Here is a 22,951-nt window from a genome sequence, read left to right as displayed (position 1 = left end):
GGGAGAACGGAAGAATATGTCTACTTTCAATAGCGCTGATATCGCTGCCTTCAAGGGCGGCGTGTGGGTTTTCTGTGAGCAGCGTCAGGGCACCATGATGCCCACCTCCTTCGAGCTGATCTCCGAGGGCCGCAAGCTGGCCGACGAGCTGGGGACCAAGCTGTATGGTATCCTGCTGGGCCACAACGTGGAGGGCATCGCCAAGGATCTGGGCGGCTATGGCGCTGACGGCGTCTATGTCTGCGACCACCCCCTGCTGGCCAACTACACCACCGACGGCTACACCAAGGTCATCTGCGACACCATCGAGGAGTACAAGCCCGAGGTCATGCTGATCGGCGCCACCAACATTGGCCGCGATCTGGGCCCCCGCTGCGCTGCCCGTCTGCACACCGGTCTGTGCGCCGACTGCACCCACCTGGACATCGACGTGCCCAAGTACAAGGACTTCCTGCGCGAGTCCTCCACCCTGGCCCCCGCTGCCATCGACAGCATCAAGGAGGATGACCGCAACCTGAAGATGACCCGTCCCGCTTTCGGCGGTCACCTGATGGCCACCATCATCTGCCCCCGCTTCCGTCCCGCCATGGCCACTGTCCGTCCCGGCGTGATGAAGAAGGCCGCTTTCGATCAGGCCAAGGCCGACGCCTGCGAGATCATCAAGCCCGTTGTCTCCCTGACCGAGGCCGACATGCAGACCGAGGTCGTGGAGGTCGTCAAGGCCGCCAAGAAGCTGGTCGACCTGATCGGCGCTGACGTGGTCGTCTCCGTGGGCCGTGGTATCTCCAAGGACGTGGACGGCGGCATCAAGCTGGCTGAGGAGCTGGCCGAGGTCCTGGGCGGCGTCGTGGGCGCTTCCCGTGCCGTGGTGGACTCCGGATGGATGTCCGCTGACCACCAGGTCGGCCAGACCGGCAAGACCGTTCACCCCAAGATCTATGTTGCCCTGGGTATCTCCGGCGCCATCCAGCACAAGGCTGGTATGCAGGACTCCGAGTGCATCATCGCCGTGAACAAGAATGAGACCGCCCCCATCTTCGAGGTTGCCGACTACGGCATCTGCGGCGATCTGTTCAAGGTCACCCCCATGCTCATCGAGGCCATCAAGGCCGCCAAGGCTGCCAAGTAAGCAGCTGCTCTCAGAGCGTTCAGCCCCGCTTTCCGATTTGGAAAGCGGGGCTTTTTATGCCTATTTCACCGCACCGGCCATCGTCAGCCACCTGTAAGGGCGGCCTTTGGCCGCCCGCTTTGCTTTTCACCCCTCCCCGCCTCCCCGCATAATCTGGGGCAGTACGAATATGGGAGGTCCGCTATGAACCATGAACTGAATTTTTGGGTGGTGGGGGGCGACATGCGCCAGCTCCGCCTGGCCCAGCTGCTCTCCCAGGACAGCCACACCGTCCATGTCTACGCCCTGGACGCCGGGGGCGAGCTCCTCTCCGGTCTGGTCCCGGAGGACCACCTGGGCGGCCTGGCCCGGGCCGACTGCGTGGTGCTGCCCCTTACGGTCAGCCTGGGGGATGGACTGCTCAACGCCCCTCTGTCAGTGGCGGAGCATCCCCTTGCCCCCATCCTAGACCGCCTGTCCCCCCGGCAATTCCTGTGCGGCGGGCGGGTGGACCCGGACACCCGCGCCCTGGCCCAGGCCCGGGGGCTGACCATCCACGACTACTTCGCCCGGGAGGAGCTGGCGGTGGCCAACGCGGTGCCCACGGCGGAGGGGGCGGTGCAGCTGGCCATGGAGCACCTGCCCATCACCATCCACGGCTCCCGAGTGCTGGTGCTGGGCTTTGGCCGGGTGGGCCGCATCACCGCCCAGCGCTTTGCCGCCCTGGGGGCCAGGGTGAGCGTAGCCGCCCGGAAGTACGATCAGCTGGCCTGGGCCCAGGCCATGGGCTTCGACCCCCAGCCTCTCAGCCACCTGGCGGGCTGGCTATGCGGCTATGACCTGGTGGTAAACACCATCCCCGCCCCCGTCCTCACCCGGCGGGAGCTGGAGGACCTGAAGCCCGACTGCCTGATCCTGGACCTGGCCTCCAAGCCCGGGGGCGTGGACCAGACCGCGGCGGGGGAACTGGGCCTGGCCGTCATCTGGGCCCTGGCTCTGCCGGGAAAAGTAGCCCCCGTCACCGCCGGGGCGGCCATCCAGACCGCCATCTATAATATGCTCCAGGAGCTGGGGCGATGAGCCCCACCGTTTGAAAGGAAGGGATCTTTTTGGAAGAAAAGACAGTTGGCTTTGCCATGTGCGGCTCCTTCTGCACCCACGCCCGGGCCATGGCCGCCCTGGAACAGGTCCGCGCCCGGTGGAGAAACGTGGTCCCCATCGTGTCAGAGTGTACCGCCGCCACCGACACCCGCTTCGGCAACGCCCACGACCTGATGCGGGAGATGGAGCGCATCTGCGACCACCGGGTCATCTCCACGGTAAAGGCCGCCGAGCCCATCGGCCCCCAAAAGCTGCTGGACCTGCTCATCCTCTGCCCCTGCACGGGGAACACCCTGGGCAAGCTGGCCGCCGGGGTCACCGACTCCAGCGTGACCATGGCCGCCAAGGCCCACCTGCGCAATGGCCGCCCCCTGCTCATCGCCCCCTCCACCAACGGCGGGCTGTCCGCCTCCGCCGCCGCCATCGGGGCGCTGCTGGCCCGGAAATACATCTACTTTGTCCCCTTCGGCCAGGACGATCCCCTGCACAAGCCCACCTCCCTGGTGGCCGACTTCACCCTGGTCCCCACCGCCGCCCAGGCGGCTTTAGAGGGATACCAGCTCCAGCCCCTGCTGACCACACCGTAAACGCAAAAGGGCGGCTCCCCGAATTGGGGAGCCGCCCGCGTTTCTGACTATGTCACGTGCCCATCCTTCTTCCGAAGAGGTGCCCGCCGAAAAAGCCCAGCAGGTCCAGCAGGAAATAGATCCCGCTGGTCACGGCCATGGCCACGATGGGGGCGATCACCACGATGAGGAACATCAAACTCATCCTTGCATAAAATACGTTTTCCAGCAGCGCTAACATCTCCTGCTCCTTTCTCCGGTATTGTGGGTTTCGACAACTCCTGTTGGAGTTCTCTTTTCTTCCTTGTCTATATTATATATCTTATTTTCGTTTTGACTAGTATTTTTAACGATTTCTTAATATTTTAAAGTCCGCGCTTTGCATTATAAAGTCTGACCCGCTGCATATTAAGTCCAGCGCGCAAAAAGCGCCGCGCCCTTCCAGTCTCAGGAAGGACGCGGCGCTTATCAGCGTCTTGCCTTATTTCTTTTTCTTGTGCTTGTCGAAGAAGCCCTTCAGGCCGGACTCCTCCTCCGCCGCGCCCACAGCCTCGCCCATGGCCGCGCCGAAGGCCCGCAGGGCCTCCTTCTGCTCCCCGGTCAGGCCGGTGGGCACCTTCACCTTCACGGTGACATACTGGTCGCCCCGGCCACGGCCCTGAAGGGTGGGGATGCCCTTGCCCTTCAGGCGGAAAGTCGTTCCCGGCTGTGTCCCGGCGGGCAGGGTCCACTTCACCTTGCCGTCGATGGTGGGGATCTCCAGCTCCGCGCCCATGGTTGCCTGATAGAAGGACACCGTCTGCTCATACAGCACGGTGTTGCCCTCCCGCTGGAAGATGCTGCTGGGCCGGATGCGGATGCCCACGATCAGATCGCCGGAGGGGCCGCCGTTCTTGCCCGCGTTGCCCTGGCCCCGGACGGAGATGGCCTGGCCCTCGTTGATGCCGGCGGGGATGTTCACCTCGATGCGGCGCTTCTTCCGCGCCACGCCCGCGCCGCCGCAGCTCTTGCAGGGGCTGTGGACGATCTTGCCCGTGCCCCGGCACCGCTGACAGGGAGCCGTGCTGGTAAAGGCGAAGCCGCCGCCGCCCCGCTGGATGCGCACCACGCCCGCGCCCCGGCAGTCGGGGCACACCTCCGCCGTGGTGCCGGGCTGACAGCCGGAGCCGTGGCAGTCCTGGCACTCCTCCGTGCGGGTGAGCTCGATCTCCTTCTTGCAGCCAAAGGCAGCCTCTTCAAAGGAGATGGTCAGGTTGGCCCGCAGGCTCTCCCCCCGCTGGGGGGCGTTGGCCCGCTGCTGGCCGCCGAAGCCGCCCCCGCTAAAGCCGCCGCCGAAGAAGGACCCGAACAGGTCGCCCAGGTCGATGTCCCCCATGTCGAACCCGCCGCCGCCAAATCCACCGGCGCCGAAGTTGGGGTCCACCCCCGCGTGGCCGAACTGGTCATACTTGGCCCGCTTGTCCTTGTCAGACAGGACCTCATAGGCCTCGTTCACCTCTTTGAACTTGGCCTCGGCCTCTTTATCCCCGGGGTTCATGTCCGGGTGATATTTCTTGGCCAGCTTGCGGTAGGCCTTCTTTAATTCCTCGTCCGTGGCCGTCTTGCTCACGCCCAGGACCTCATAAAAATCTCGTTTCTGTTCTGCCATATCTCTTCACCTTCTGTATCAGGAGGGACGAAAACGGCGGACGCTCTGTGCGTCCCCTCGCCGCGTTCCCCACGGCGGAGCGACCTTATGCGCCCGCCTGAACGCCCCGAGTGGGGCGGAAGGATACCTCCCGCCCCACCGAAGCAATATTCTTGTATTCGGCGCTCCAGAGGGTCTTATTTCCTCCAGAGGCTTACTTCTTGTTGTTGTCGTCGTCCACGACCTCATAGTCGGCGTCCACCACGTCAGGACCGGCGGAAGCGCCGCCCTGCTGGGCCTGGCCGCCCATGTCGGGGCCGGGCTGACCGGCCTGGCCGCCCTGCTGGCCATACAGCTTCTCGCTCACGGCGTAGAAAGCCTTGGTCAGCTCCTCGGTGGCGTTCTTGATGGCCTGGGTGTCGGTGCCCTTCAGGGTCTCCTTCAGCTTGCCCAGGGCGCCCTCCACGCTGGCCTTGTCGCCCGCGGGGATCTTGTCGCCCATCTCCTCCAGGGTCTTCTCGGTCTGATAGACCATCTGGTCGCCCTGGTTGCGGATGTCGACCTCTTCCTTGCGCTTGGCATCCTCGGCGGCGAACTGCTCGGCCTCCTTCACGGCCTTGTCGATGTCGTCCTTGGACATGTTGGTGGAGGAGGTGATGGTAATGTGCTGCTCCTTGCCGGTGCCCAGGTCCTTGGCGGACACGTTCACAATGCCGTTGGCATCGATGTCGAAGGTGACCTCGATCTGAGGCACGCCCCGGCGGGCGGGAGCGATGCCGTCCAGGTTGAAGCGGCCCAGGGTCTTGTTGTACTGAGCCATCTCACGCTCGCCCTGGAGCACGTGGACCTCCACGGAGGTCTGGTTGTCGGCGGCGGTGGTAAAGGTCTGGCTCTTCTTCACGGGGATGGTGGTGTTGCGGTCAATGAGCTTGGTCATCACGCCGCCCATGGTCTCAATGCCCAGGGACAGGGGGGTGACGTCCAGCAGCAGCAGGTCCTTCACGTCGCCGGTGAACACGCCGCCCTGGAGGGCAGCGCCCATGGCCACGCACTCATCGGGGTTGATGCCCTTGAAGCCCTCTTTGCCGGTCAGCTTCTTCACCATGTCCTGCACGGCGGGGATACGGCTGGAGCCGCCCACCATCAGGACCTTGGCCAGGTCGTTGCCGCTCAGGCCCGCGTCGGACAGAGCCTGACGCACAGGACCGGCAGTGGCCTCCACCAGGTGAGCGGTCAGCTGGTCGAACTTGGCACGGCTCAGAGTCAGGTCCAGGTGCTTGGGGCCGGTGGCGTCGGCGGTGATATAGGGCAGGTTGATGCTGGTGGAGGTGACGCCGGACAGCTCGATCTTGGCCTTCTCGGCGGCCTCCTTCAGGCGCTGCATGGCGACTTTATCGCCGGTCAGGTCCACGCCCTCGGCCTTCTTGAACTCGGCGGCCATCCAGTCCATCACGCACTTATCAAAGTCGTCGCCGCCCAGGCGGTTGTTACCGGCGGTGGCCAGCACCTCGATCACGCCGTCGTCGATGTCCAGGATGGACACATCAAAGGTGCCGCCGCCCAGGTCATACACCATGACCTTCTGGGCTGTCTCCTTGTCCACGCCATAGGCCAGGGCCGCGGCGGTGGGCTCGTTGATGATACGCTTCACGTCCAGACCGGCGATCTTGCCGGCGTCCTTGGTGGCCTGACGCTGGGCGTCGGTGAAGTAAGCGGGGACGGTGATGACCGCCTCGGTGACGGGCTGGCCCAGATAGGCCTCGGCGTCAGACTTCAGCTTCTGCAGGATCATGGCGCTGATCTCCTGAGGGGTGTACTTCTTGCCGTCGATGTCCACCTTATAGTCGGTGCCCATCTCACGCTTGATGGAGATCACGGTGCGGTCGGGGTTGGTGATGGCCTGGCGCTTGGCCACCTGGCCCACCATCCGCTCGCCGTCCTTAGAGAAAGCCACCACAGAGGGGGTGGTCCGGTTGCCTTCCGCGTTGGGGATGACCACGGCGTCGCCGCCCTCCATCACCGCCACGCAGCTATTCGTAGTACCCAGGTCGATACCAATGATCTTAGACATAATCAATTCCTCCAATATATGAAAAAGTGTGTTGTTTACAAAGTAACTATCGTCATTTCCCCGCCGGTCTTACCGCCGGATGGGGAAAACTATTTTTTAGTTTGCCACTTTCACCATGGCGAACCGGATGACCTTTTCGCCGCACTGAAAGCCGGTTTGGAACACCTCGGCCACCACGTTCTGGCCCAGGCTCTCGTCCTCCACATGCATCACCGCGTTGTGATACTTGGGGTCGAAGGGCTGGCCCTGGGCAGGGATCTCGGTGATGCCCAGCTTGGTCAAGACCTCTTTCAGCTGGTTCATGGTCATCTCCACGCCCTTTTTAAAGGCCTCGTCGGCGGTGTCCTGTTTCAGGGCCCGTTCCAGGTTGTCGTACACGGGGAGGAAGGCCCCGGCGGTGTCCGCCTTCACGTCGGTCCACAGGGATTCCTTCTCTTTGGCGGTACGCTTGCGGTAGTTGTCATACTCCGCCGCCAGGCGCAGGTATTTGTCCTCCTGCCCGGCCACCTGGTCCTTCAGCGACTCCAGCTCGCTCAGCAGCGGATCGACTGCCGTCTCCTCAGGCTCGGCTGCCGCCTCCTGCTTGACGTCCTGCTCCTCCACCACGGGCTCCTGCTGGAGCGTCTCGTTCTGCTTTTCCTTCTTGCTCATAGCTGTGCGCTCCTTTTATCTAGTTCTCATTCTCGTCCAGATGCTCCGGCCCCAGCTCCTGCTGTTTCTCCCCGGCGGGGAGCTCTCCCTTGCCGAACATCTTGGTCAGGCTCTCGGCAAAGTAAGACAGGCGGGCCGTCACCTTGGCATAATCCATGCGGGTGGGACCCACCACGCCGATCACGCCCTTCATATTGTCCCCGATGTCATAGCTGGCCATCACCACGCTGGTGTCTTTCAGGGCCTCGCTGACGTTTTCGGGACCAATGAGGATATCCATGTTCTTGCCCGTCATGGGCACCGGCAGCTTGGACGCGTCCTTCTCCTCGCTGAGATAGGTCATCAGGGGCTTGGCCTTGTCCAGGCTGTGATACTCCGGGTGCTCCAGCAGGTGGGCGATGCCGGAGGTATGGACCATCTGGTTCCCCTGCTCGGCCAGCACCTCCTGGGCGAACTGTACCACGATGGAGATCAGGTCAAAGGCGGCAGCCGCCGTCCGGGTCTCCATCTTATCCAGGGTCTGCTCCATCTCCTCCCGGGACACGCCCACAAAGGAGCTGTTCAGCACGGCGGACAGCAGCTGGATCTGGGTGTCAGACACCGGCTCGGCCACGTGGACCAGCTTGTTTTTCACCACGCTGTTGTCCGTCATGACCACGGCGATGAACGCCCGCTCCTCTACCACCAGCAGGTCATACCGCTTCACCGTCACCTGGTCTTTCACTGTGGCGGCAGTGAACACGGGGTAGTCGCTGATCTGGGAGAGGACTTTGCCCGCCCGGTCAATGACCCGGTCCAGCTCCTCCATCTTCACGTTCAGCGCCTGGTTGATCCGCTCGGTCTCCTGCAGGGTCAGCTGGTGGCGGTCCATCAGCTCGTTCACATACAGGCGATAGCCTGCAGCGGAGGGGATGCGTCCGGCGGAGGTGTGGGGCTGTTCCAGCAGCCCCAGTTCCGTCAGGTCGGCCATCTCATTTCGGATGGTGGCGGTGGACACATCCAGCCGGGCCTTCTCGGCCACGACCTTAGAGCCCACCGGCTCGGCGGTCTCGATATAGGTCTCTACAATGGCCTGCAATATTCGCTTTTTCCGTTCTGTCAGTTCCATTGCGCCGCCGTTCCTTTCGCTTTCGTTTCTTAGCACTCACTCTTCCCGAGTGCTAAAGATAATATACCCCCGGGGTGGAGAATTGTCAATAGGCACTTTATGAATTTATTTTAAACAAAACAACGCCGGGGCTTCCCTTGCAGAAAAGCCCCGGCATTGCTAATTTTATTACAGATGCCTTCCCCTGGGGGAAGGTGGCGCGGCGAAGCCGTGACGGATGAGGGGAAGGCTAACTCACTCCATCGTTTTTACCCCCGTCACATCTCTGATCCACTTCCCGGAGCGCAGTCTGCTGATGCCCATCGAACACTTGATGACCTGTTCCAGGGGGAAGGCCAGATACACCCACAGCACGGGCAGACGCAGCACTAGGCCGCAGATGGCGGCATAGGGGATGGCGCAGGTCCACAGGGGGCCGATGTCGATGAGGGTGGCCGCCCGCACGTCGCCGCCGCCCCGGAGCACGCCCACGATGTTCACGCTGTTAAAGTCTTTCAGCGTCATATACAGGGCCATCACGGTGATCATCATGGTAGCCACCGACTCCGCCCCCTCGGACAGGTGGAACAGGGGGAATACCCACACTGGAGCAACAAACCGGGCAAACAGCCACAGCAGCACCCCCAGACAGGCTCCGCACAGGGCGGCCAGTGTGTTCAGAGTCAGGCCGGTGTTGTATACCTGGTCAGTCCGCCCCGCACCGATCTCCCGGCCGATGATGATGGCCGCGGTGGCGGCGATGCCAAAGGAGAACACCATGCAGATCTTCTCCACGTTGCCCGCAATGGTATAGGCGGCCAATATCTCGGTGGAGCCCTCCATGTGACCCATCACCGTGGCGAACATAGAGGTGCCCAGTCCCCACAAGGTCTCGTTGCACACCACCGGGCCGCCATAGCGGACAAATCGTTTGACCATATCCAGGCCGGGCAGCAGCACCAGAGCGGGCTGCACCCGGAAGAATTTTGTCGTAAGCAGATGCACCACCACGATGACCAGTTCCGCACTTCTGGCGATGAGGGTGGCCAGGGCCGCACCGCGCACTCCCAAGGCGGGCGCGCCCAGATTGCCGAAAATAAACACCCAGTTCAAGAAGGTGTTCAGCGTCATGGATACCATCAGAATATACAGACCCAGCTGAGGGCGCTCCATACTGCGATAGGCCGTGACATACATCATGGTCAGCGCCGAAAAGACATAGGACAGCCCGGCCAGCTTGCCGTATTGGGCGGCCAGCGCAATGACCTCCCCCTGGTTGCCGAACAGGCTTAAAAAGGGGATGGGACACACCAGCAATATGCCGGCAAACAGGGCCGTGATGGAAACGGCGATCCAGATGGACACGCCCATCACCCGATTGATGGCGCCCATGTCCTGCTTGCCCCAATATTGGCTCAGCAAAACGGTGGCGCCGCTCTGTACGCCGAAGATAAACAGCTGCACTACATAGAGCGGAATGTTGGCCAGGGCCACCGCCGCCATGGGGGTCTCCCCCAGCATACCCACCATAAAAGTGTCCGCCATGCCCAGGGCGCTGGTGATCAAGTTTTGCAGCACGATGGGGGTGGCCAGGGCCACCACCTCTTTATAAAAACCAGGCCGCTGCTTCATATAAGAAAACACGGTCTCTCTCCTTCCTGTTAGGGCCTCTTGGGCCGCAAGTTAAGACATAGAGGGGAACAGCTGCGCCTGAGCCGCCTGCAGTCCCTCCACCAGGGCATCGATATCCTCCCGGGTGGTGTCATAGGAGAAGCTCAGCCGCAGGGCTCCGTCCTGCTCCTTTTTTGGGAGCTTCAGGGCGGCATACACATGGCTGGGCTTGCCCTTGTGGCAGGCGGAACCGGAGGAGATATACACCCCCCGGTCGCTTAAAAAGCGCACCACCACCTCGCTCTTATAGCCCACCAGGCTGATGGGCAAAATGTGGGGCGCGCCCCCCTCCACCAGCACCTTCCCCCGGGGGACGGCGCTCTTTAGCCGATCAACGGCATACTGCTTCAGGTCGGCCATGGCGGCCAGGTCCCGCTCCAGGGTGGCCCGTCCGGCGGTAACGGCGGCGGCCAGTGCGGCCAGCTGCCCCGTGGCCTCGGTGCCCGAGCGCAAACCGTTCTCCTGTCCGCCGCCCCGGATGAAGGGCGAAATTTTCAGGCCCTTCCGAATATACATGGCCCCGATGCCCTTGGGGGCGTGGATCTTGTGGCCGCTGATACTCAGCATGTCCACCCCCAGCTCTTTCGGGGTAAAGGGCACCTTTAAAAAGCCCTGCACCCCGTCGCAGTGGAGCAGCACCCCGCTGCCGGCCTCTTTCAGTACCCGGGCCGTCTCCGCCACCGGGAGAATGGTGCCCAGCTCGTTGTTCACCAGCATCATGGACACCAGAATGGTGTCCGGCCGCAGGGCCTCCTTCACCTGCCGGGCGGTAATATTCCCGCTCCGGTCAGGCTGGAGATAGGTCACCTCATAGCCCTCCCGCTCCAGGGCCCGGCAGGGCTCCAGCACCGCCGCGTGCTCGATGGCGGTGGTGATGATGTGCTTCCCCTTCCGCTTGCCCAGCTCTGCGGCGGCCCGGATGGCCCAGTTGTCGCTCTCGGTGCCGCAGGAGGTGAACACCACCTCCTCGGGCAGACAGCCCAGTCCGGCGGCTACTTCGCTCCGCCACTGCTTCACCCGCTCCGCCGCCTGGCTGCCCAGGGCGTGGCGGGCGGAGGGATTACCCCACTCCTCCGTCATGGCCTTCATGGCCGCCTGAGCCGCCTCCGCCCGCACGGGGGTGGTGGCCGCGTTGTCCAAATAATGTCCCGTCATGTTCTTGTCTCCTGTATGAAAATCAAGGGCGGCCAAAGCCGCCCGTTTTTCTAATCGCGTTATCATTCTATCTGCTGCCATCAGGAAAGTCAACGGCTCCCCCAGGAAATTTTGCAGAAAAGGGCCCCAAATATGTCTTTCCTATTTCAAAAGCGGGAGCATCTGTGCTATAATGAATTTGATTCGCTCCACCTCAAGCCGCCGAACCCGATATGATCCCCTTTCCCGGCGGCGGTGGATCAGAAAACGCAGTGAATTAAGGAAGGTCCGTTATGGCAAATCAAGACCGCATCTGTTACGTAGTGGGGGCCATGTCTCTGTCCCTGTCCCTGCGCCCCTCCCCCGCCCCCGGGGACTATGTCATTGCCGCCGACCGGGGCTATGACTCCCTGATGGCCTATGGTGTCACCCCCGACCTGGTGGTGGGGGACTTCGACTCCCTGGGCTATACGCCCCAGCACCCCAACGTCACCCGGCTCCCCGCCGAGAAGGACGACACCGACATGGTCTTCGCCCTGCGCCGGGGCCTGGACATGGGCTATCGCCGCTTTGTGCTGCTGGGCGGCCTGGGCGGGCGGCTGGAGCACACCCTGGGCAACCTCCAGCTGCTGGACTGGCTGAGCACCCAGGGGGCCGTGGGCTTTCTGGCCGGGGAGAAGACCGTCGTCACCGCCCTGCGGGACGGCTCCCTCACCTTCCCCCCCGCCATGTCCGGCTATCTGTCCGTGCTGTGCAGCAGCGGCGCAGCCCACGGGGTCACCCTGTCCAATTTGAAATACCCCCTCACCGACTATAACATGACCAGCAGCTTCCCCATCGGCGTGAGCAACGAGTTTCTTCCCGATCAGCCCGCCGCCGTCTCCGTCAAGGACGGCTGCCTGCTGCTGGTCTGGGAGGACAAGGGGGACTTCTACCTCCGCCTGCCCAAGCTCTGGACCAGGGGCGAAGCGTTGTAAATCAGAGGACGAATCCCTCAGTCATCGCCGTTGGCGATGCCAGCCCCCTTTCACAAGGGGGCCTAAAAGGCCGCATCATCAGCCCCCCTTGTCAAAGGGGGGAGGGCCGCAAAGCGGCGGGGGGATTCCGGTTGAAAGAACAAAGCTTCTGTAGGGGCGGATATCATCCGCCCGCGACACCGGAGCGCCGACACGTCGGGCGGCTGATAGCCGCCCCTACACCGGCTTTCGATGGCTTTAAGACCCCCAAATCAACAAAGGAGACTTTCACATGGATCATAATGTAAAGGCCCTGGTGCTGGCCGCCGGCAAGGGCACCCGTTTGCAGACCGAGGGCATCGACCTGCCCAAGGTCATGCGTCAGGCGGACGGCCACCCCATGCTCTATTATGTGCTGCGGGGCCTGTCCTTCCTCCCCCCGGAGGATATCATTTTGGTGGTGGGCTGGAAGAAGGAGAAGGTGCTGGAGGCCTTCCCCCAGTACCCCCACGCCGTGCAGGAGACGTTAAACGGCACCGGCGGGGCCGTGCAGTATGCCGCCCCCCTGCTGAAGGGCTTCGACGGCCATCTCATCGTCTGCTGCGGCGACGCGCCCATGATGCGGCAGGAGACCTTCCGCGCCCTGGTGGACACCCATCTCAGTCAGGGCAACGCCTGCACCATGCTCTCCGCCCGCCTGGACGAGGGGGGCAGCTATGGCCGGGTGCTGCGGGAGAATGACGGCACCTTCCGCTGCATCGTGGAGGCCCGGGACTGCACCCCGGAGCAGGCCGCCGTCACCGAGGTGAACACCGGCACCTATGTCTTCCACGTCCCCGCCCTGCTGCGGGTGCTGGACCAGCTGAACAACAACAACGCCCAGGGGGAGCTGTACCTCACCGACGTCCCCGCCCTGCTGAAGGCCCAGGGCCTGCGGGTGGGCCTGTGCGACACCTGCGCCCCCGACGAGATGCTGGGCGTGAACACGGTGGAGCAGCTTCAGCAGGTGGAGCAGCTGCTCCGTGCCCAGGGCTGACAGACTTGTTTTCCCCCGCCGCATCTGTTATAATGGCTTGTATTTTCCCCTTTTCTCCCCGTGCGGGGGAGTGACGTGGGCCTCGTCCCGCCTATGAAAGGAGACATTTCCATTGAACCGGAAACTTGCGCGGCTGCTTCAACCCAGCTTTCAGCTGTATTTCGTCTGTCTGGTCCTGTTCGCCCTGATCTCCGCTTTTTTCTCCATCCCCCTGGCCGTGGTCGAATTGGCCGTGGTCCTGGCCCTGTCTGTCTACAGCCGGCAGCACTCTAATCGCTGCCGCCGGGAGATCGCCCGCTATCTGGAAAACGTCACCGGCACGGTGGACACCGCCACCAAAGACACCATGGCCAACTCCCCCCTGCCCATGATCATCTTCCGCCCGGAGAGCGACGACATCATCTGGACCAATGACCGCTTTCTCCAGCTCACCGGCGAGCGGGAGCACCTGTTCGACGCCAAGCTGTCCGCCCTCATCCCCGGCTTCGACTCCCGGTGGCTCATGGAGGGCAAAAACGAGTGCCCCACCGAGGTGGAGTATGGCAGCCGCCGGTTTTTGGTCTTTGGCCATCTGGTGCGCACCGGGGGCCGCAGCGGCGGCTTTCTGGCCACGACCTATTGGGTGGACGTGACCGAGTTTTCCCTCATCCGGGACCAGTATCAGGCCACCCGCCCCGTGGCCGCCGTGCTGCTGCTGGACAACTATGACGAGCTGATGAAAAACCTGACGGAGAACCAGCGCTCTGCCCTGGTGTCTGAGATCGACGCCCGCCTGGACGAGTGGGTGGCCGAGTCCGGGGGTATGCTCCGCCGCTATCAGCGGGAGCGCTATCTCTTCGTCTTTGACGAGCAATATCTGGCTAAGTTCATTGAAGACAAGTTCGACATTCTGGACGCCATCCACCAGGTGGTCAACCCCAGCGGCATCAACGCCACGCTGTCCATCGGCGTGGGCAAGGACGGGGAGAACTATCGGGAGCTGTTCCAGTTTGCCAACTTGTCCATCGACATGGCCCTGTCCCGGGGCGGCGACCAGGCCGTCATCCGCAACAAGTTCACCTTCGAGTTTTACGGCGGCCGCTCCAAGGAGACGGAGAAGCGCACGAAAGTAAAGAGCCGGGTCATGGCCAACGCCCTGTCCGCTCTGGTGTCCGACTCCTCCCAGGTGTTCATCATGGGCCACCGCTCCCCGGATAACGACTGCATCGGCGCGGCGGCGGGCGTGTGCGCCCTGTGCCGGAAAAACGGCGTCCCCGTCCACATCATCAAGGAGGCTTCGCCGCCCCCGGCTCAGGAGCTCATCGACCGCCTGGCCCCCCTGCCCGAGTATCAGGACTGCTTCCTCACCGCCCAGGAGGCCCTGCTCATCGCCGACTCCCGCTCCCTGGCTGTCGTGGTGGATACCAATCGGCCCGACCAGGTCCAGGCGGCGGAGCTGCTGGAGTCCTGCAACCGGGTGGCCGTGATCGACCACCACCGCCGGGCCGCCACCTATATCGAAGGCGCCGCCCTGAACTATCACGAGCCCTATGCCTCCTCCGCCTCTGAGATGGTCACGGAGCTGCTGCAATACATTGTGGAGCCCAACCAGATCCTGCGGTCCGAGGCCGAGGCCCTGCTGGCCGGCATCGTGCTGGACACCAAGAACTTCACCATGCGCACCGGTGGCCGCACCTTCGAGGCGGCAGCCTTCCTCCGCCGCTCCGGCGCGGACACTGCCAAGGTGAAAAAGCTCTATCAGAACGACCTGGCCGACACGGTGGCCAAATATGCCCTCATCCAGAACGCCCAACTCTATCGGGACCACATCGCCCTGGCCGTCAGCCGCCAGCCAGTGGGCCGGATCATCGCCGCCCAGGCCGCCGACGAGCTGCTGAACATCATGGGCATCGACACCTCCTTCGTCATCGCCCCCGAGGGGGACAAGGTCAACCTGTCCGCCCGCTCCATGGGGGACACCAACGTCCAGGTCATTCTGGAAAAACTGGGCGGCGGCGGCAACGCCGCGGCGGCAGGGGGCCAGGTGTCCGGCAAAAGCGTGGACGAGGTGGCCCAGGAGCTGAAAGAAGCCATCGATCAATACTTCGAGAAATAAATTCGTGTTTCCCGCCCCTGCGGGGCGGAAAGCACAAGACATCTACTGGAGGTTTTAACTATGAAAGTCATTCTCACACAGGACGTAAAGAGCCAGGGCAAGAAGGGCCAGCTGGTGGAGGTGTCCGACGGCTATGCCCGCAACTTCCTGCTGCCCAAAAAGCTGGCCGTCATCGCCACCGCCGAAAACCTGAACACCATGAAGCTCCAGGAGAAGGCCCGCAAGGCTCAGGAGGCCGCCGAGAAGGCCGAGGCCGAGGCCACCGCCAAAAAGCTGAAGGACCTGACCGTGAAGATCGCCGCCAAGGCCGGCGAGGGTGGCCGTCTGTTCGGCGCCGTCACCGCCAAGGAGGTCAGCGAGGCCCTCTCCCAGCAGCACGGCGTGAACATCGCCAAGACCAAGCTGGTCCTGGACGAGCCCATCAAGGCCTGCGGCGGCTATCAGATCAAGGCCAAGCTGGGCTATGAAGTGGTGGGCACCGTCAGCGTCATGGTCACCGAAGCCTGAATCTCTCCCGCTCCTAAAGCGGACAAAAACGCGGCCACCTGAACCCTGGCCGCGTTTCTTCACTTTTCCTGTTTTTATTTTTCCTGATCCAGCTTGATCCAGATATGGAGGCGATCCCTATGGCAACGGAAGAGGAGGAGCTGCTGCTGCGCCAGCTGCCCCACAGCGTAGAGGCCGAGCAGGCCGTTTTGGGCTCCATGCTCATCGACCCCCGCTGTGTGCCCGAGGTCATCGACAAGCTCCGTCCCGACGACTTCTATCTCCAGCAGAACCGGGACATCTACGAGACCATCTACTCCATGTTCAACTACTCCATGACCATCGACCCGGTCACGGTGCTGGAGAACATGAAGCAAAACGGCGTCTATGACGAGAACCAGTCCCGGGGCTATCTCCTTCAGCTCATGGACACCACCCCCACCGCCGCCAACGTCAAAGAGTATATCGACATCCTGAAGGACAACACCCTTCAGCGCCGGGTGGCGGAGACGGCGGGGGACCTGCTGAACATGGTCCGCCAGGGCTCTGATACCGGGCAGGACATTCTGGAGGCGGCGGAGCAGCGCATTTACGCCATCCGCCAGGGCCGCTCGGCCCGGGGCCTGACCCCCATCTCCGACGTCATCATCGACGTGTATGACCGCCTGGCCGAGCTGGCCGCCAGCGACAGCGCCATCCCCGGCCTGTCCACCGGCCTGCGGGACTTAGACCGGGCCATCTCGGGCCTGAATAAGTCCGACCTCATCCTCCTGGCCGCCCGCCCCGGCATGGGCAAGACCTCCATGGCCCTGAACATCCTGCTGGACGCGGGCAAAAAATCGGGCAAGCAGGTGGCCTTCTTCTCCCTGGAGATGAGCCGGGAACAGCTGGCCCTGCGCCTTATCTCCAGCGAGTGCTTTGTGGACAACAAAAAGCTGGTCACCGGCAAGCTCACCGACGACGACTGGGACAAGATCGCCGTGGCCGCCGACTCCCTGAACCACTCCCGCATCCTCATCGACGACGACTCCTCCGTCACCGTGGCCGACATCAACGCCAAGTGCCGCCGGGTAGAGGACCTGGGGCTGGTGGTCATCGACTACCTCCAGCTGATGCAGTCCGCCGGGGGCAAGACCCGCCAGGGGGAGAACCGCCAGCAGATCGTCTCTGACATCTCCCGCTCCCTGAAGATCATGGCCAAGGAGCTGAACGTCCCCGTCCTGTGCTTAAGCCAGCTGTCCCGTGCCAACGAGTCCCGCACGGACAAGCGGCCCATGCTGTCTGACCTGCGTGAGTCGGGCGCCATCGAGCAGGACGCCGACATCGTCATGTTCCTCTATCGGGAGGGCTATTACAACAAGGACACAGAGAACCCCAACCTGGCCGAGTGCATCATCGCCAAAAACCGCCACGGCGAGACCCGCACCATCGAGCTGCAATGGCTGCCCGACTTCACCTCCTTCAGCGACATCGAGTGGCAGCACAGCGAATCCTAAGGAGGCCCGGCCATGCTGGAGCAAATGCGACAACTCATCTCCTCCGCCGCCCTCCTGCCCCCGGGCAGCCATGTCCTGTGCGCCGTGTCCGGCGGAGCTGACTCCGTCTGCCTGCTCCACGCCCTGTATCACCTGCGGCCCATCCTGAACTTCTCTCTCTCCGCCGCCCACTATGACCACGGCCTGCGGGGAGAAGATTCCACACGGGACGCCAAATTTGTGGAACAATTCGTCTCTCTCTGCTGCGGAGCGCAGCGTCTGCCCGACGGGCGGGTGCTGCCGCCGGTACAGTTGTACCAAGCAAAGGGCGACGTGGGGAAAGAGGCCGCCCGCACCGGGCACGGCGTGGAGGAGACCGCCCGCGTCCTGCGCTACGCCTTTCTCCGTCAGGCAGCCAAACAGGCGGGGGCCGATCTCATCGCCACCGCCCACACCGCCGACGACAACGCCGAGACCATCCTCTTTCACCTCTCCCGGGGTTCCGGGCTGCGAGGGCTGACGGGCATCGCCCCCCGCCGGGACGATCTGATCCGCCCCCTGCTCACCACCACCCGGCGGGAGATTGAGGACTATCTCCGCTATTACGCCCTCCCCCACCGGGAGGACCGCACCAATTTTGACGACGCCTACGCCCGCAACCGCATCCGCCACCAGGTGGTCCCCGTGTTAGAGGGCCTGTTTCCCGGCTTCGCCCCCCGCGTTTCCGATCTGGCCGCCCGCCTCCGGGCGGACGAGGACTATCTGTCCGACCAGGCCCGGGCCGTCTCCGGCCGTGCCGTCCGTCGGGACGGCGGTCTGGCCATCCCCGCCGCCGCCCTGGCCCAGGCCCCCGGCCCCCTGGCCGTCCGCGCCCTGCGCCAGCTGCTGGACGCCCTGTGCAGCGGGGACTGGACCGGCTCCGCCGTCCATCTGGAGTCCGTCCTGGCCCTGTGCCGCACCGGTGGACCCTCGGCCAAGATCTCCCTGCCCCACGGTCTCATCGCCCGACGGGAGTATGACGCCCTGGTCCTCTCCCCCGCCGCTCAGGAAACGCTGCCTGTCTGCTCCCTCCCCCTGCCCGGTGTGATCCAAGCTGGACCCTGGACGGTGGAGGTAAGTGCGGCCCCCTATCAGGGGGAGACGCAGACGCCCTTCGACCTCTGGCTGGCCCAGAGCGAAGCCCCCCTCACCCTCCGCCCCCGGCAGACCGGGGATCGGCTGCGCCTGCCCGGCAGGCCGGAGAAGACGGTGAAAAAGTGGCTCATCGACGAGAAGATACCCCGCGCCCCGCCGGGACCTGCTGCCCGTGCTGGCCGCCCCCTGCGGCGTCGCCGCCGTGGCGGGCCTGGGGCCATCGGCAGAGCATATTCCAAAACCTGGCCAGCCCGCCTGGCACATCCGATTCATCCAAAAGCCCCACGGGGCAGAAGATAACGAAAACACGTGAAAGGAAGATACTGTTATGTCCATTTTTGACAACGACATTCAAGAGGTGCTCTTCAGCGAGGAGCAGCTGAAAAACCGGGTGCGGGAAATCGCCCAGCAGATCACCGCCGACTATCAGGGCAAGGAGATCATGCTCATCAGCGTCCTGCGCGGCTCCTTCGTCTTCATGGCCGACCTGTGCCGGGCCATCGACCTACCCTGCACGTTGGACTTTATGGCCGTCTCCTCCTATGGCAAGGGCACCAAGTCCAGCGGCCAGGTGCAGATCACCAAGGACCTGTCTGAGGACATCTCTGACCGCCACATCATCGTGGTGGAGGACATCCTGGACAGCGGCAACACCCTGAGCTATCTGCTGAAGATCCTGGAGAACCGCCACCCCGCCTCCATCCGCCTGTGCACCCTGCTGGACAAGCCTGACCGCCGGGTGAAGCCTGTGGAGGTCCACTACTCCGGCTTCACCATCCCCGACGCCTTTGTGGTGGGCTATGGTCTGGACTACGCCGAGAAATACCGCAACCTGCCCTACATCGGCATCCTCAAGCCCCGGGTCTACGGCGGCTGAGCCTGCCCCATCTTCACGCAGGAAAGGATCGTTCATCCATGAGACGTATCACGCCCCGGGACATCGCCCTGTATCTCATCCTCTTCGCCGTGGTCTTCTACTCCGTCTCCTATCTCCAGCGGGCGGACTGGGAGGACGGCCCGGACTACAGCCAGATCCGTACCTATTTCACCCAGGAGCGGGTGGAGTATTTCACCCTGAAGGACAACGTGCTCACCCTCACCCTGCGGGACGAGGGTGGCTCGGACGAAGACCTCCACCTTCACCTACGAGCTGGCCCGCACCGACTTCTTCTATAACGACATGCACCAGCTCATCGACCAGCAGCTGGCCGACGGCATTTTAAAGGGCTATGACTATCCCCCCGGCATCGAAAACGCCTGGTGGTACTCCCTCATCGGCCCCGTGCTCATGGTGGCCGCCGCCGGTGTGTTCCTGTTTGTCATCTTCCGCCAGCGGGCCGCTGCCAGCGGAGGCCCTCCCGGGGCCAACCGCTTCGGCCACGCCCGCACCCGCACCCTGTCCGACCAGAGCAAGCCCGTCACCTTCAATGACGTGGCCGGGGCCAAGGAGGAGAAGGGGGAGCTTCAGGAGATCGTGGAGTTCCTCCGGGACCCGGAGCGCTTTACCGCCCTGGGGGCCCGCATCCCCAAGGGCGTGCTGCTGGTGGGCCCTCCCGGCACGGGCAAGACCCTCATCGCCAAGGCGGTGGCCGGGGAGGCCGGGGTCCACTTCCTGTCCATCTCCGGCTCTGACTTTGTGGAGCTGTATGTGGGCGTGGGCGCGTCCCGCGTCCGGGACCTGTTCGAGCAGGCCAAGAAGGAAGCCCCCGCCATCGTCTTCATCGACGAGATCGACGCCGTGGGCCGCCGCCGGGGCGCCGGCCTGGGGGGCGGACACGACGAACGGGAGCAGACCCTGAACCAGCTGCTGGTGGAGATGGACGGCTTCGGCTCTAACGAGGGGGTCATCGTCCTGGCCGCCACCAACCGCCAGGACATCCTGGACCCCGCCCTGCTGCGCCCGGGCCGCTTTGACCGGCAGATCTATGTGGGTCTGCCCGACATCCGGGGCCGTGAGGCCATCCTGAAGGTCCACGCCAAACGTAAGCCCCTGGCCGAGGACGTGTCCCTCGCCCAGATTGCCCAGGCCACCGCGGGCTTTACCGGGGCGGACCTGGCCAACCTGCTCAACGAGGCCGCCCTGCTGGCCGCCCGGCAGCACAGCCAGTTCATCACCGCCGCCCACCTGCACGAGGCTATGCTGAAGGTCATCGCCGGGCCGGAGAAGAAGAGCCGGGTGGTCACCGACCACGCCCGCCGTCTCACCGCCTATCACGAGGCGGGCCACGCCGTGGTCATCCACCAACTGCCCACCCAGGACCCGGTGCATCAGATCACCATCGTCCCCCGTGGCCCCGCCGGGGGCATGACCATCTCCCTGCCCACCGAGGACAAGGCCTATCTGTCCAAGAAGGAGCTGGAGGAGCGCATCGCCGTCTGCCTGGGCGGCCGGGTGGCCGAGGAGCTGGTCCTCCAGGACGTGTCCACCGGGGCCTCCAGCGACATTCAAAAGGCCTCGGAGATCGCCCGTGCCATGGTCACCAAATACGGCATGAGCGAAAAGCTGGGTGCCATCGCCTATGGCAGCGAGAGCGATGAAATTTTCCTGGGCCGCTCCATGGCCCAGGCCCGCACCTATTCCGAGGAGGTGGCCGCCCAGATCGACCAGGAGGTCAAGGACATCGTGGACCGGGCCCACGCCCGCTGCCGGGACATCCTCACCCAGCACCGCCATCAGCTGGACATCACCGCCCGTTACCTCCTGGACCACGAGACCATGGACGCCCAGACCTTCGACCACGTCTTCACCCAGCCCGACGACCCGGAATTGGCGGGGTATCAGGAGTAATGTTGATGACCCTCTCCGCCCCCTTCGGGGGCACCTGCCCTATCCCTTTTGTCCCTTTGGGACATTTCCCCTTGATAAGGGGAATCGGCCCCCTGGGTGGGGAAGGCTTATAAAAACCCACGCCCCGGAACCGATTTCACTTCGGCTCCGGGGCGTCTTTATGCTTCTCCCGTTGTATCGCCCCCCGGAAAAGCGGTTGACGATAGCGGGCGCAACTTTTATAATAGAGAAAAACAGTTCTGTTGAAACGGAGGAGAATATATGAGTCGGGAAAAAGTGCTGTCCCTGCTGCGGGAACACCCTGATCAGTCCCTGTCCGGAGAGGCCATGAGCCGCCAGCTGGGGGTCAGCCGCGCTGCGGTGTGGAAGGCCATCGAGGCCCTGCGGCAGGAGGGGTATGTGATCTCCTCCGCCCCCAACCGGGGCTATTGTCTCCAGTCCGCCCCCGACCGGGTGCGGGAGGGGGAGCTGGCCGGACCTCTGGCGGGCTGCCTGGTGGGCAGTCAGCTGGCCTGTCTGGACGTCATCGACTCCACCAACACCGAGTGCAAGCGCCGGGCCATGGCGGGGGCGCCGGAGGGCCTGGTGGTGCTGGCGGAGGAGCAGACCGGGGGCCGTGGCCGCCTGGGCCGTTCCTTCCAGTCCCCCCGGGGCTGCGGACTCTATCTGTCCGCCCTGCTGCGCCCCCATCTGGAGCCCGCCGCTGTCACTGACTTCACCGCCTGGGTGGCGGTGGCCGTGTGCGACGGCATCGAAGCCGCCTGCGGCGTCCGCCCCCGGATCAAGTGGACCAACGACATCGTCTTAAATGGCCGCAAGCTGGTGGGCATCCTCACCGAGCTGGGGCTGGAGAGCGAGACCAACAGTCTGCAATATATGGTCACGGGCATCGGCATGAACGTGAACCACACCCCGGAGGACTTCTCCCCGGACATCCGGGACATGGCCGGTTCCCTCGCCATGGAGCTGGGCCACCCCGTCCGCCGGGTGGAACTGGCGGCAGAGGTCATCCATGCCCTGGACCGGATGTACCGCAGCTTCCCCCAGGACAAGCAGAAGTATCTGGACCAGTATCGGGCCGACTGCCTCACCCCGGGCAACCGGGTGCAGCTGGTCACCCCCGTCTCCCGGCAGGAGGCCTATGCCGTGGAGATCGACGACCAGTTCCGCCTGGTGGTGGAGCTGGAGGACGGCACCCGCAAGGCCCTGTCCGCCGGGGAGGTCTCGGTGCGTGGCATGTACGGCTACGTCTGATTTTTAAAACAAGTGCAAAAACGGGGGACCGTCTTATGACGGTCCCCCGAAGTATTTGTTATGACTTACAGCTCGTCCTCGATGAGACCATAGTCCCCGTCATACCGGCGATAGACCAGGGCAAAGGCCCCGTCGGCGTCCTCGTCCCGGAAGGCGAAGAAGCTGTGGCCCAGCAGGTTCATCTGCAAAATGGCCTCGTCCCGGGTCATGGGCTTGATGGGGAAGGTCTTGCTGCGGACGATGTGATACTCGCCCTCCTCCGGCTCGTCGGGGGCGAAGGAGGAGAAGTCCTCCACGTCCAGCGCACGCTCAAAGGCGCCCTGGCGCAGCCGCTTCTCCAGGCGGGTCTTGTTCTTGCGGATCTGACGCTCCAGCGTGGTCACTGCCGCGTCGATGGAGGCGTGCATATCAGAGGTGCTTTCAGACACGCGGAAGATGGTCCCGCTGGAGCGGATGGTGACCTCCACCCGGTTCAGCCGCTCCTTCTCCACGCTGAAGGTGATGGTGGCGGTGGCGTCCTCCTTGAAGAAGCGGTCCAGTTTTCCGACCTTCTTCTCCGCATAGGCGTGGATGGAATTGGGCAGAGTGACCTTTTTGTCTGTAAACACGAACTTCATATCTTTCGCTCCTTTCACCCCGAAGGGCTGGTTTCCCAAAGGGAGGATGGCTCCTTCCTTGGTTGGTATTATACCACAAAGCGCACAGATATGC

21 protein-coding genes are annotated in these 22,951 nt (G+C 63.5%); 13 read left to right on the top strand and 8 right to left on the bottom strand.

The features are described from left to right. The first annotated feature begins 16 nt into the window (after positions 1–16). The 3 genes from acrA to ACSAMP_RS06140 all read left to right on the top strand — a co-directional run bounded on the left by acrA (position 17) and on the right by ACSAMP_RS06140 (position 2,796). Entirely contained in the window at positions 17–1,129 is a 1,113-nt protein-coding gene (gene acrA / locus ACSAMP_RS06150) for an acryloyl-CoA reductase electron transfer subunit beta (RefSeq protein ID WP_457799841.1), read from the top strand. A gap of 183 nt (positions 1,130–1,312) precedes the next feature. Next, the gene (dpsA, locus tag ACSAMP_RS06145) at positions 1,313–2,188 is read left to right on the top strand and encodes a dipicolinate synthase subunit DpsA (RefSeq protein ID WP_457799840.1); all 876 of its coding nucleotides are present in this window, start codon (positions 1,313–1,315) and stop codon (positions 2,186–2,188) included. 29 nt (positions 2,189–2,217) lie between these two features. After that, positions 2,218–2,796, top strand: coding sequence for a dipicolinate synthase subunit B (locus ACSAMP_RS06140; RefSeq protein WP_457799839.1), 579 nt, complete (start codon positions 2,218–2,220; stop codon positions 2,794–2,796). A 52-nt stretch (positions 2,797–2,848) separates the two neighbouring features. Here ACSAMP_RS06140 and ACSAMP_RS06135 read toward each other — a convergent pair whose 3' ends face one another. From ACSAMP_RS06135 to ACSAMP_RS06105, 7 genes are all read right to left on the bottom strand, one after another. After that, positions 2,849–3,016, bottom strand: a complete 168-nt coding sequence (locus ACSAMP_RS06135) for a hypothetical protein (RefSeq protein ID WP_441796653.1) — start codon at positions 3,014–3,016, stop codon at positions 2,849–2,851. 240 nt (positions 3,017–3,256) lie between these two features. Further along, the gene (gene dnaJ / locus ACSAMP_RS06130) at positions 3,257–4,423 is read right to left on the bottom strand and encodes a molecular chaperone DnaJ (RefSeq protein ID WP_457799838.1); all 1,167 of its coding nucleotides are present in this window, start codon (positions 4,421–4,423) and stop codon (positions 3,257–3,259) included. A 193-nt stretch (positions 4,424–4,616) separates the two neighbouring features. Further along, the gene (dnaK, locus tag ACSAMP_RS06125) at positions 4,617–6,473 is read right to left on the bottom strand and encodes a molecular chaperone DnaK (protein ID WP_457799837.1); all 1,857 of its coding nucleotides are present in this window, start codon (positions 6,471–6,473) and stop codon (positions 4,617–4,619) included. A gap of 96 nt (positions 6,474–6,569) precedes the next feature. Beyond that, positions 6,570–7,124 (bottom strand): nucleotide exchange factor GrpE, encoded by a 555-nt coding sequence (grpE, locus tag ACSAMP_RS06120; RefSeq protein WP_441796656.1) that lies wholly within the window; start codon positions 7,122–7,124, stop codon positions 6,570–6,572. Between the two features lie 19 nt (positions 7,125–7,143). Further along, complete coding sequence (gene hrcA / locus ACSAMP_RS06115; protein ID WP_457799836.1) at positions 7,144–8,232, bottom strand: heat-inducible transcriptional repressor HrcA; 1,089 nt, start codon at positions 8,230–8,232, stop codon at positions 7,144–7,146. Positions 8,233–8,466: 234 nt separating this feature from the next. Beyond that, complete coding sequence (locus ACSAMP_RS06110) at positions 8,467–9,855, bottom strand: MATE family efflux transporter (protein WP_457799835.1); 1,389 nt, start codon at positions 9,853–9,855, stop codon at positions 8,467–8,469. Positions 9,856–9,894: 39 nt separating this feature from the next. After that, positions 9,895–11,037 (bottom strand): cysteine desulfurase family protein, encoded by a 1,143-nt coding sequence (locus tag ACSAMP_RS06105; protein ID WP_457799834.1) that lies wholly within the window; start codon positions 11,035–11,037, stop codon positions 9,895–9,897. Positions 11,038–11,309: 272 nt separating this feature from the next. Between ACSAMP_RS06105 and ACSAMP_RS06100 the strand changes: the two genes are divergently transcribed. The 10 genes from ACSAMP_RS06100 (at position 11,310) to ACSAMP_RS06055 (ending at position 22,240) form a co-directional block, all read left to right on the top strand. Further along, positions 11,310–11,993 carry a thiamine diphosphokinase gene (locus tag ACSAMP_RS06100; RefSeq protein WP_457799833.1) on the top strand — a complete coding sequence of 228 codons (684 nt, stop codon included), beginning with the start codon at positions 11,310–11,312 and terminating at the stop codon, positions 11,991–11,993. Positions 11,994–12,264: 271 nt separating this feature from the next. Further along, positions 12,265–13,008: an NTP transferase domain-containing protein gene (locus tag ACSAMP_RS06095; protein ID WP_457799832.1), complete on the top strand. Its 744-nt coding sequence runs from the start codon at positions 12,265–12,267 to the stop codon at positions 13,006–13,008. Positions 13,009–13,120: 112 nt separating this feature from the next. Continuing rightward, entirely contained in the window at positions 13,121–15,103 is a 1,983-nt protein-coding gene (locus tag ACSAMP_RS06090; protein WP_457799831.1) for a DHH family phosphoesterase, read from the top strand. Positions 15,104–15,163: 60 nt separating this feature from the next. Beyond that, complete coding sequence (gene rplI, locus ACSAMP_RS06085) at positions 15,164–15,610, top strand: 50S ribosomal protein L9 (RefSeq protein ID WP_457799830.1); 447 nt, start codon at positions 15,164–15,166, stop codon at positions 15,608–15,610. A 119-nt stretch (positions 15,611–15,729) separates the two neighbouring features. After that, a complete protein-coding gene (dnaB, locus tag ACSAMP_RS06080) occupies positions 15,730–17,085 on the top strand; it encodes a replicative DNA helicase (RefSeq protein WP_457799829.1) in 1,356 nt (451 codons plus the stop codon). A gap of 12 nt (positions 17,086–17,097) precedes the next feature. Further along, positions 17,098–18,498 carry a tRNA lysidine(34) synthetase TilS gene (tilS, locus tag ACSAMP_RS06075; RefSeq protein ID WP_457799828.1) on the top strand — a complete coding sequence of 467 codons (1,401 nt, stop codon included), beginning with the start codon at positions 17,098–17,100 and terminating at the stop codon, positions 18,496–18,498. Positions 18,499–18,526: 28 nt separating this feature from the next. Continuing rightward, a complete protein-coding gene (gene hpt, locus ACSAMP_RS06070; protein WP_441796666.1) occupies positions 18,527–19,075 on the top strand; it encodes a hypoxanthine phosphoribosyltransferase in 549 nt (182 codons plus the stop codon). 38 nt (positions 19,076–19,113) lie between these two features. After that, positions 19,114–19,374 carry a hypothetical protein gene (locus ACSAMP_RS06065; RefSeq protein WP_457799827.1) on the top strand — a complete coding sequence of 87 codons (261 nt, stop codon included), beginning with the start codon at positions 19,114–19,116 and terminating at the stop codon, positions 19,372–19,374. Continuing rightward, positions 19,313–20,986: an ATP-dependent zinc metalloprotease FtsH gene (ftsH, locus tag ACSAMP_RS06060; RefSeq protein WP_457799826.1), complete on the top strand. Its 1,674-nt coding sequence runs from the start codon at positions 19,313–19,315 to the stop codon at positions 20,984–20,986. The genes ACSAMP_RS06065 and ftsH overlap by 62 nt, the downstream gene beginning before the upstream one ends. Positions 20,987–21,247: 261 nt before the next feature. Beyond that, positions 21,248–22,240, top strand: a complete 993-nt coding sequence (locus ACSAMP_RS06055; protein WP_457799825.1) for a biotin--[acetyl-CoA-carboxylase] ligase — start codon at positions 21,248–21,250, stop codon at positions 22,238–22,240. Between the two features lie 65 nt (positions 22,241–22,305). On the opposite strand, the gene hpf is transcribed toward ACSAMP_RS06055, so the two are convergent. Then, positions 22,306–22,857: a ribosome hibernation-promoting factor, HPF/YfiA family gene (gene hpf, locus ACSAMP_RS06050; protein WP_457799824.1), complete on the bottom strand. Its 552-nt coding sequence runs from the start codon at positions 22,855–22,857 to the stop codon at positions 22,306–22,308. Positions 22,858–22,951 lie beyond the last annotated feature (94 nt).

The organism is Flintibacter sp. SJQ-8, from assembly GCF_054108085.1.
Note: the sequence above shows the minus strand (reverse complement) of the source record. Positions and strands in the feature narration are given on the sequence as shown.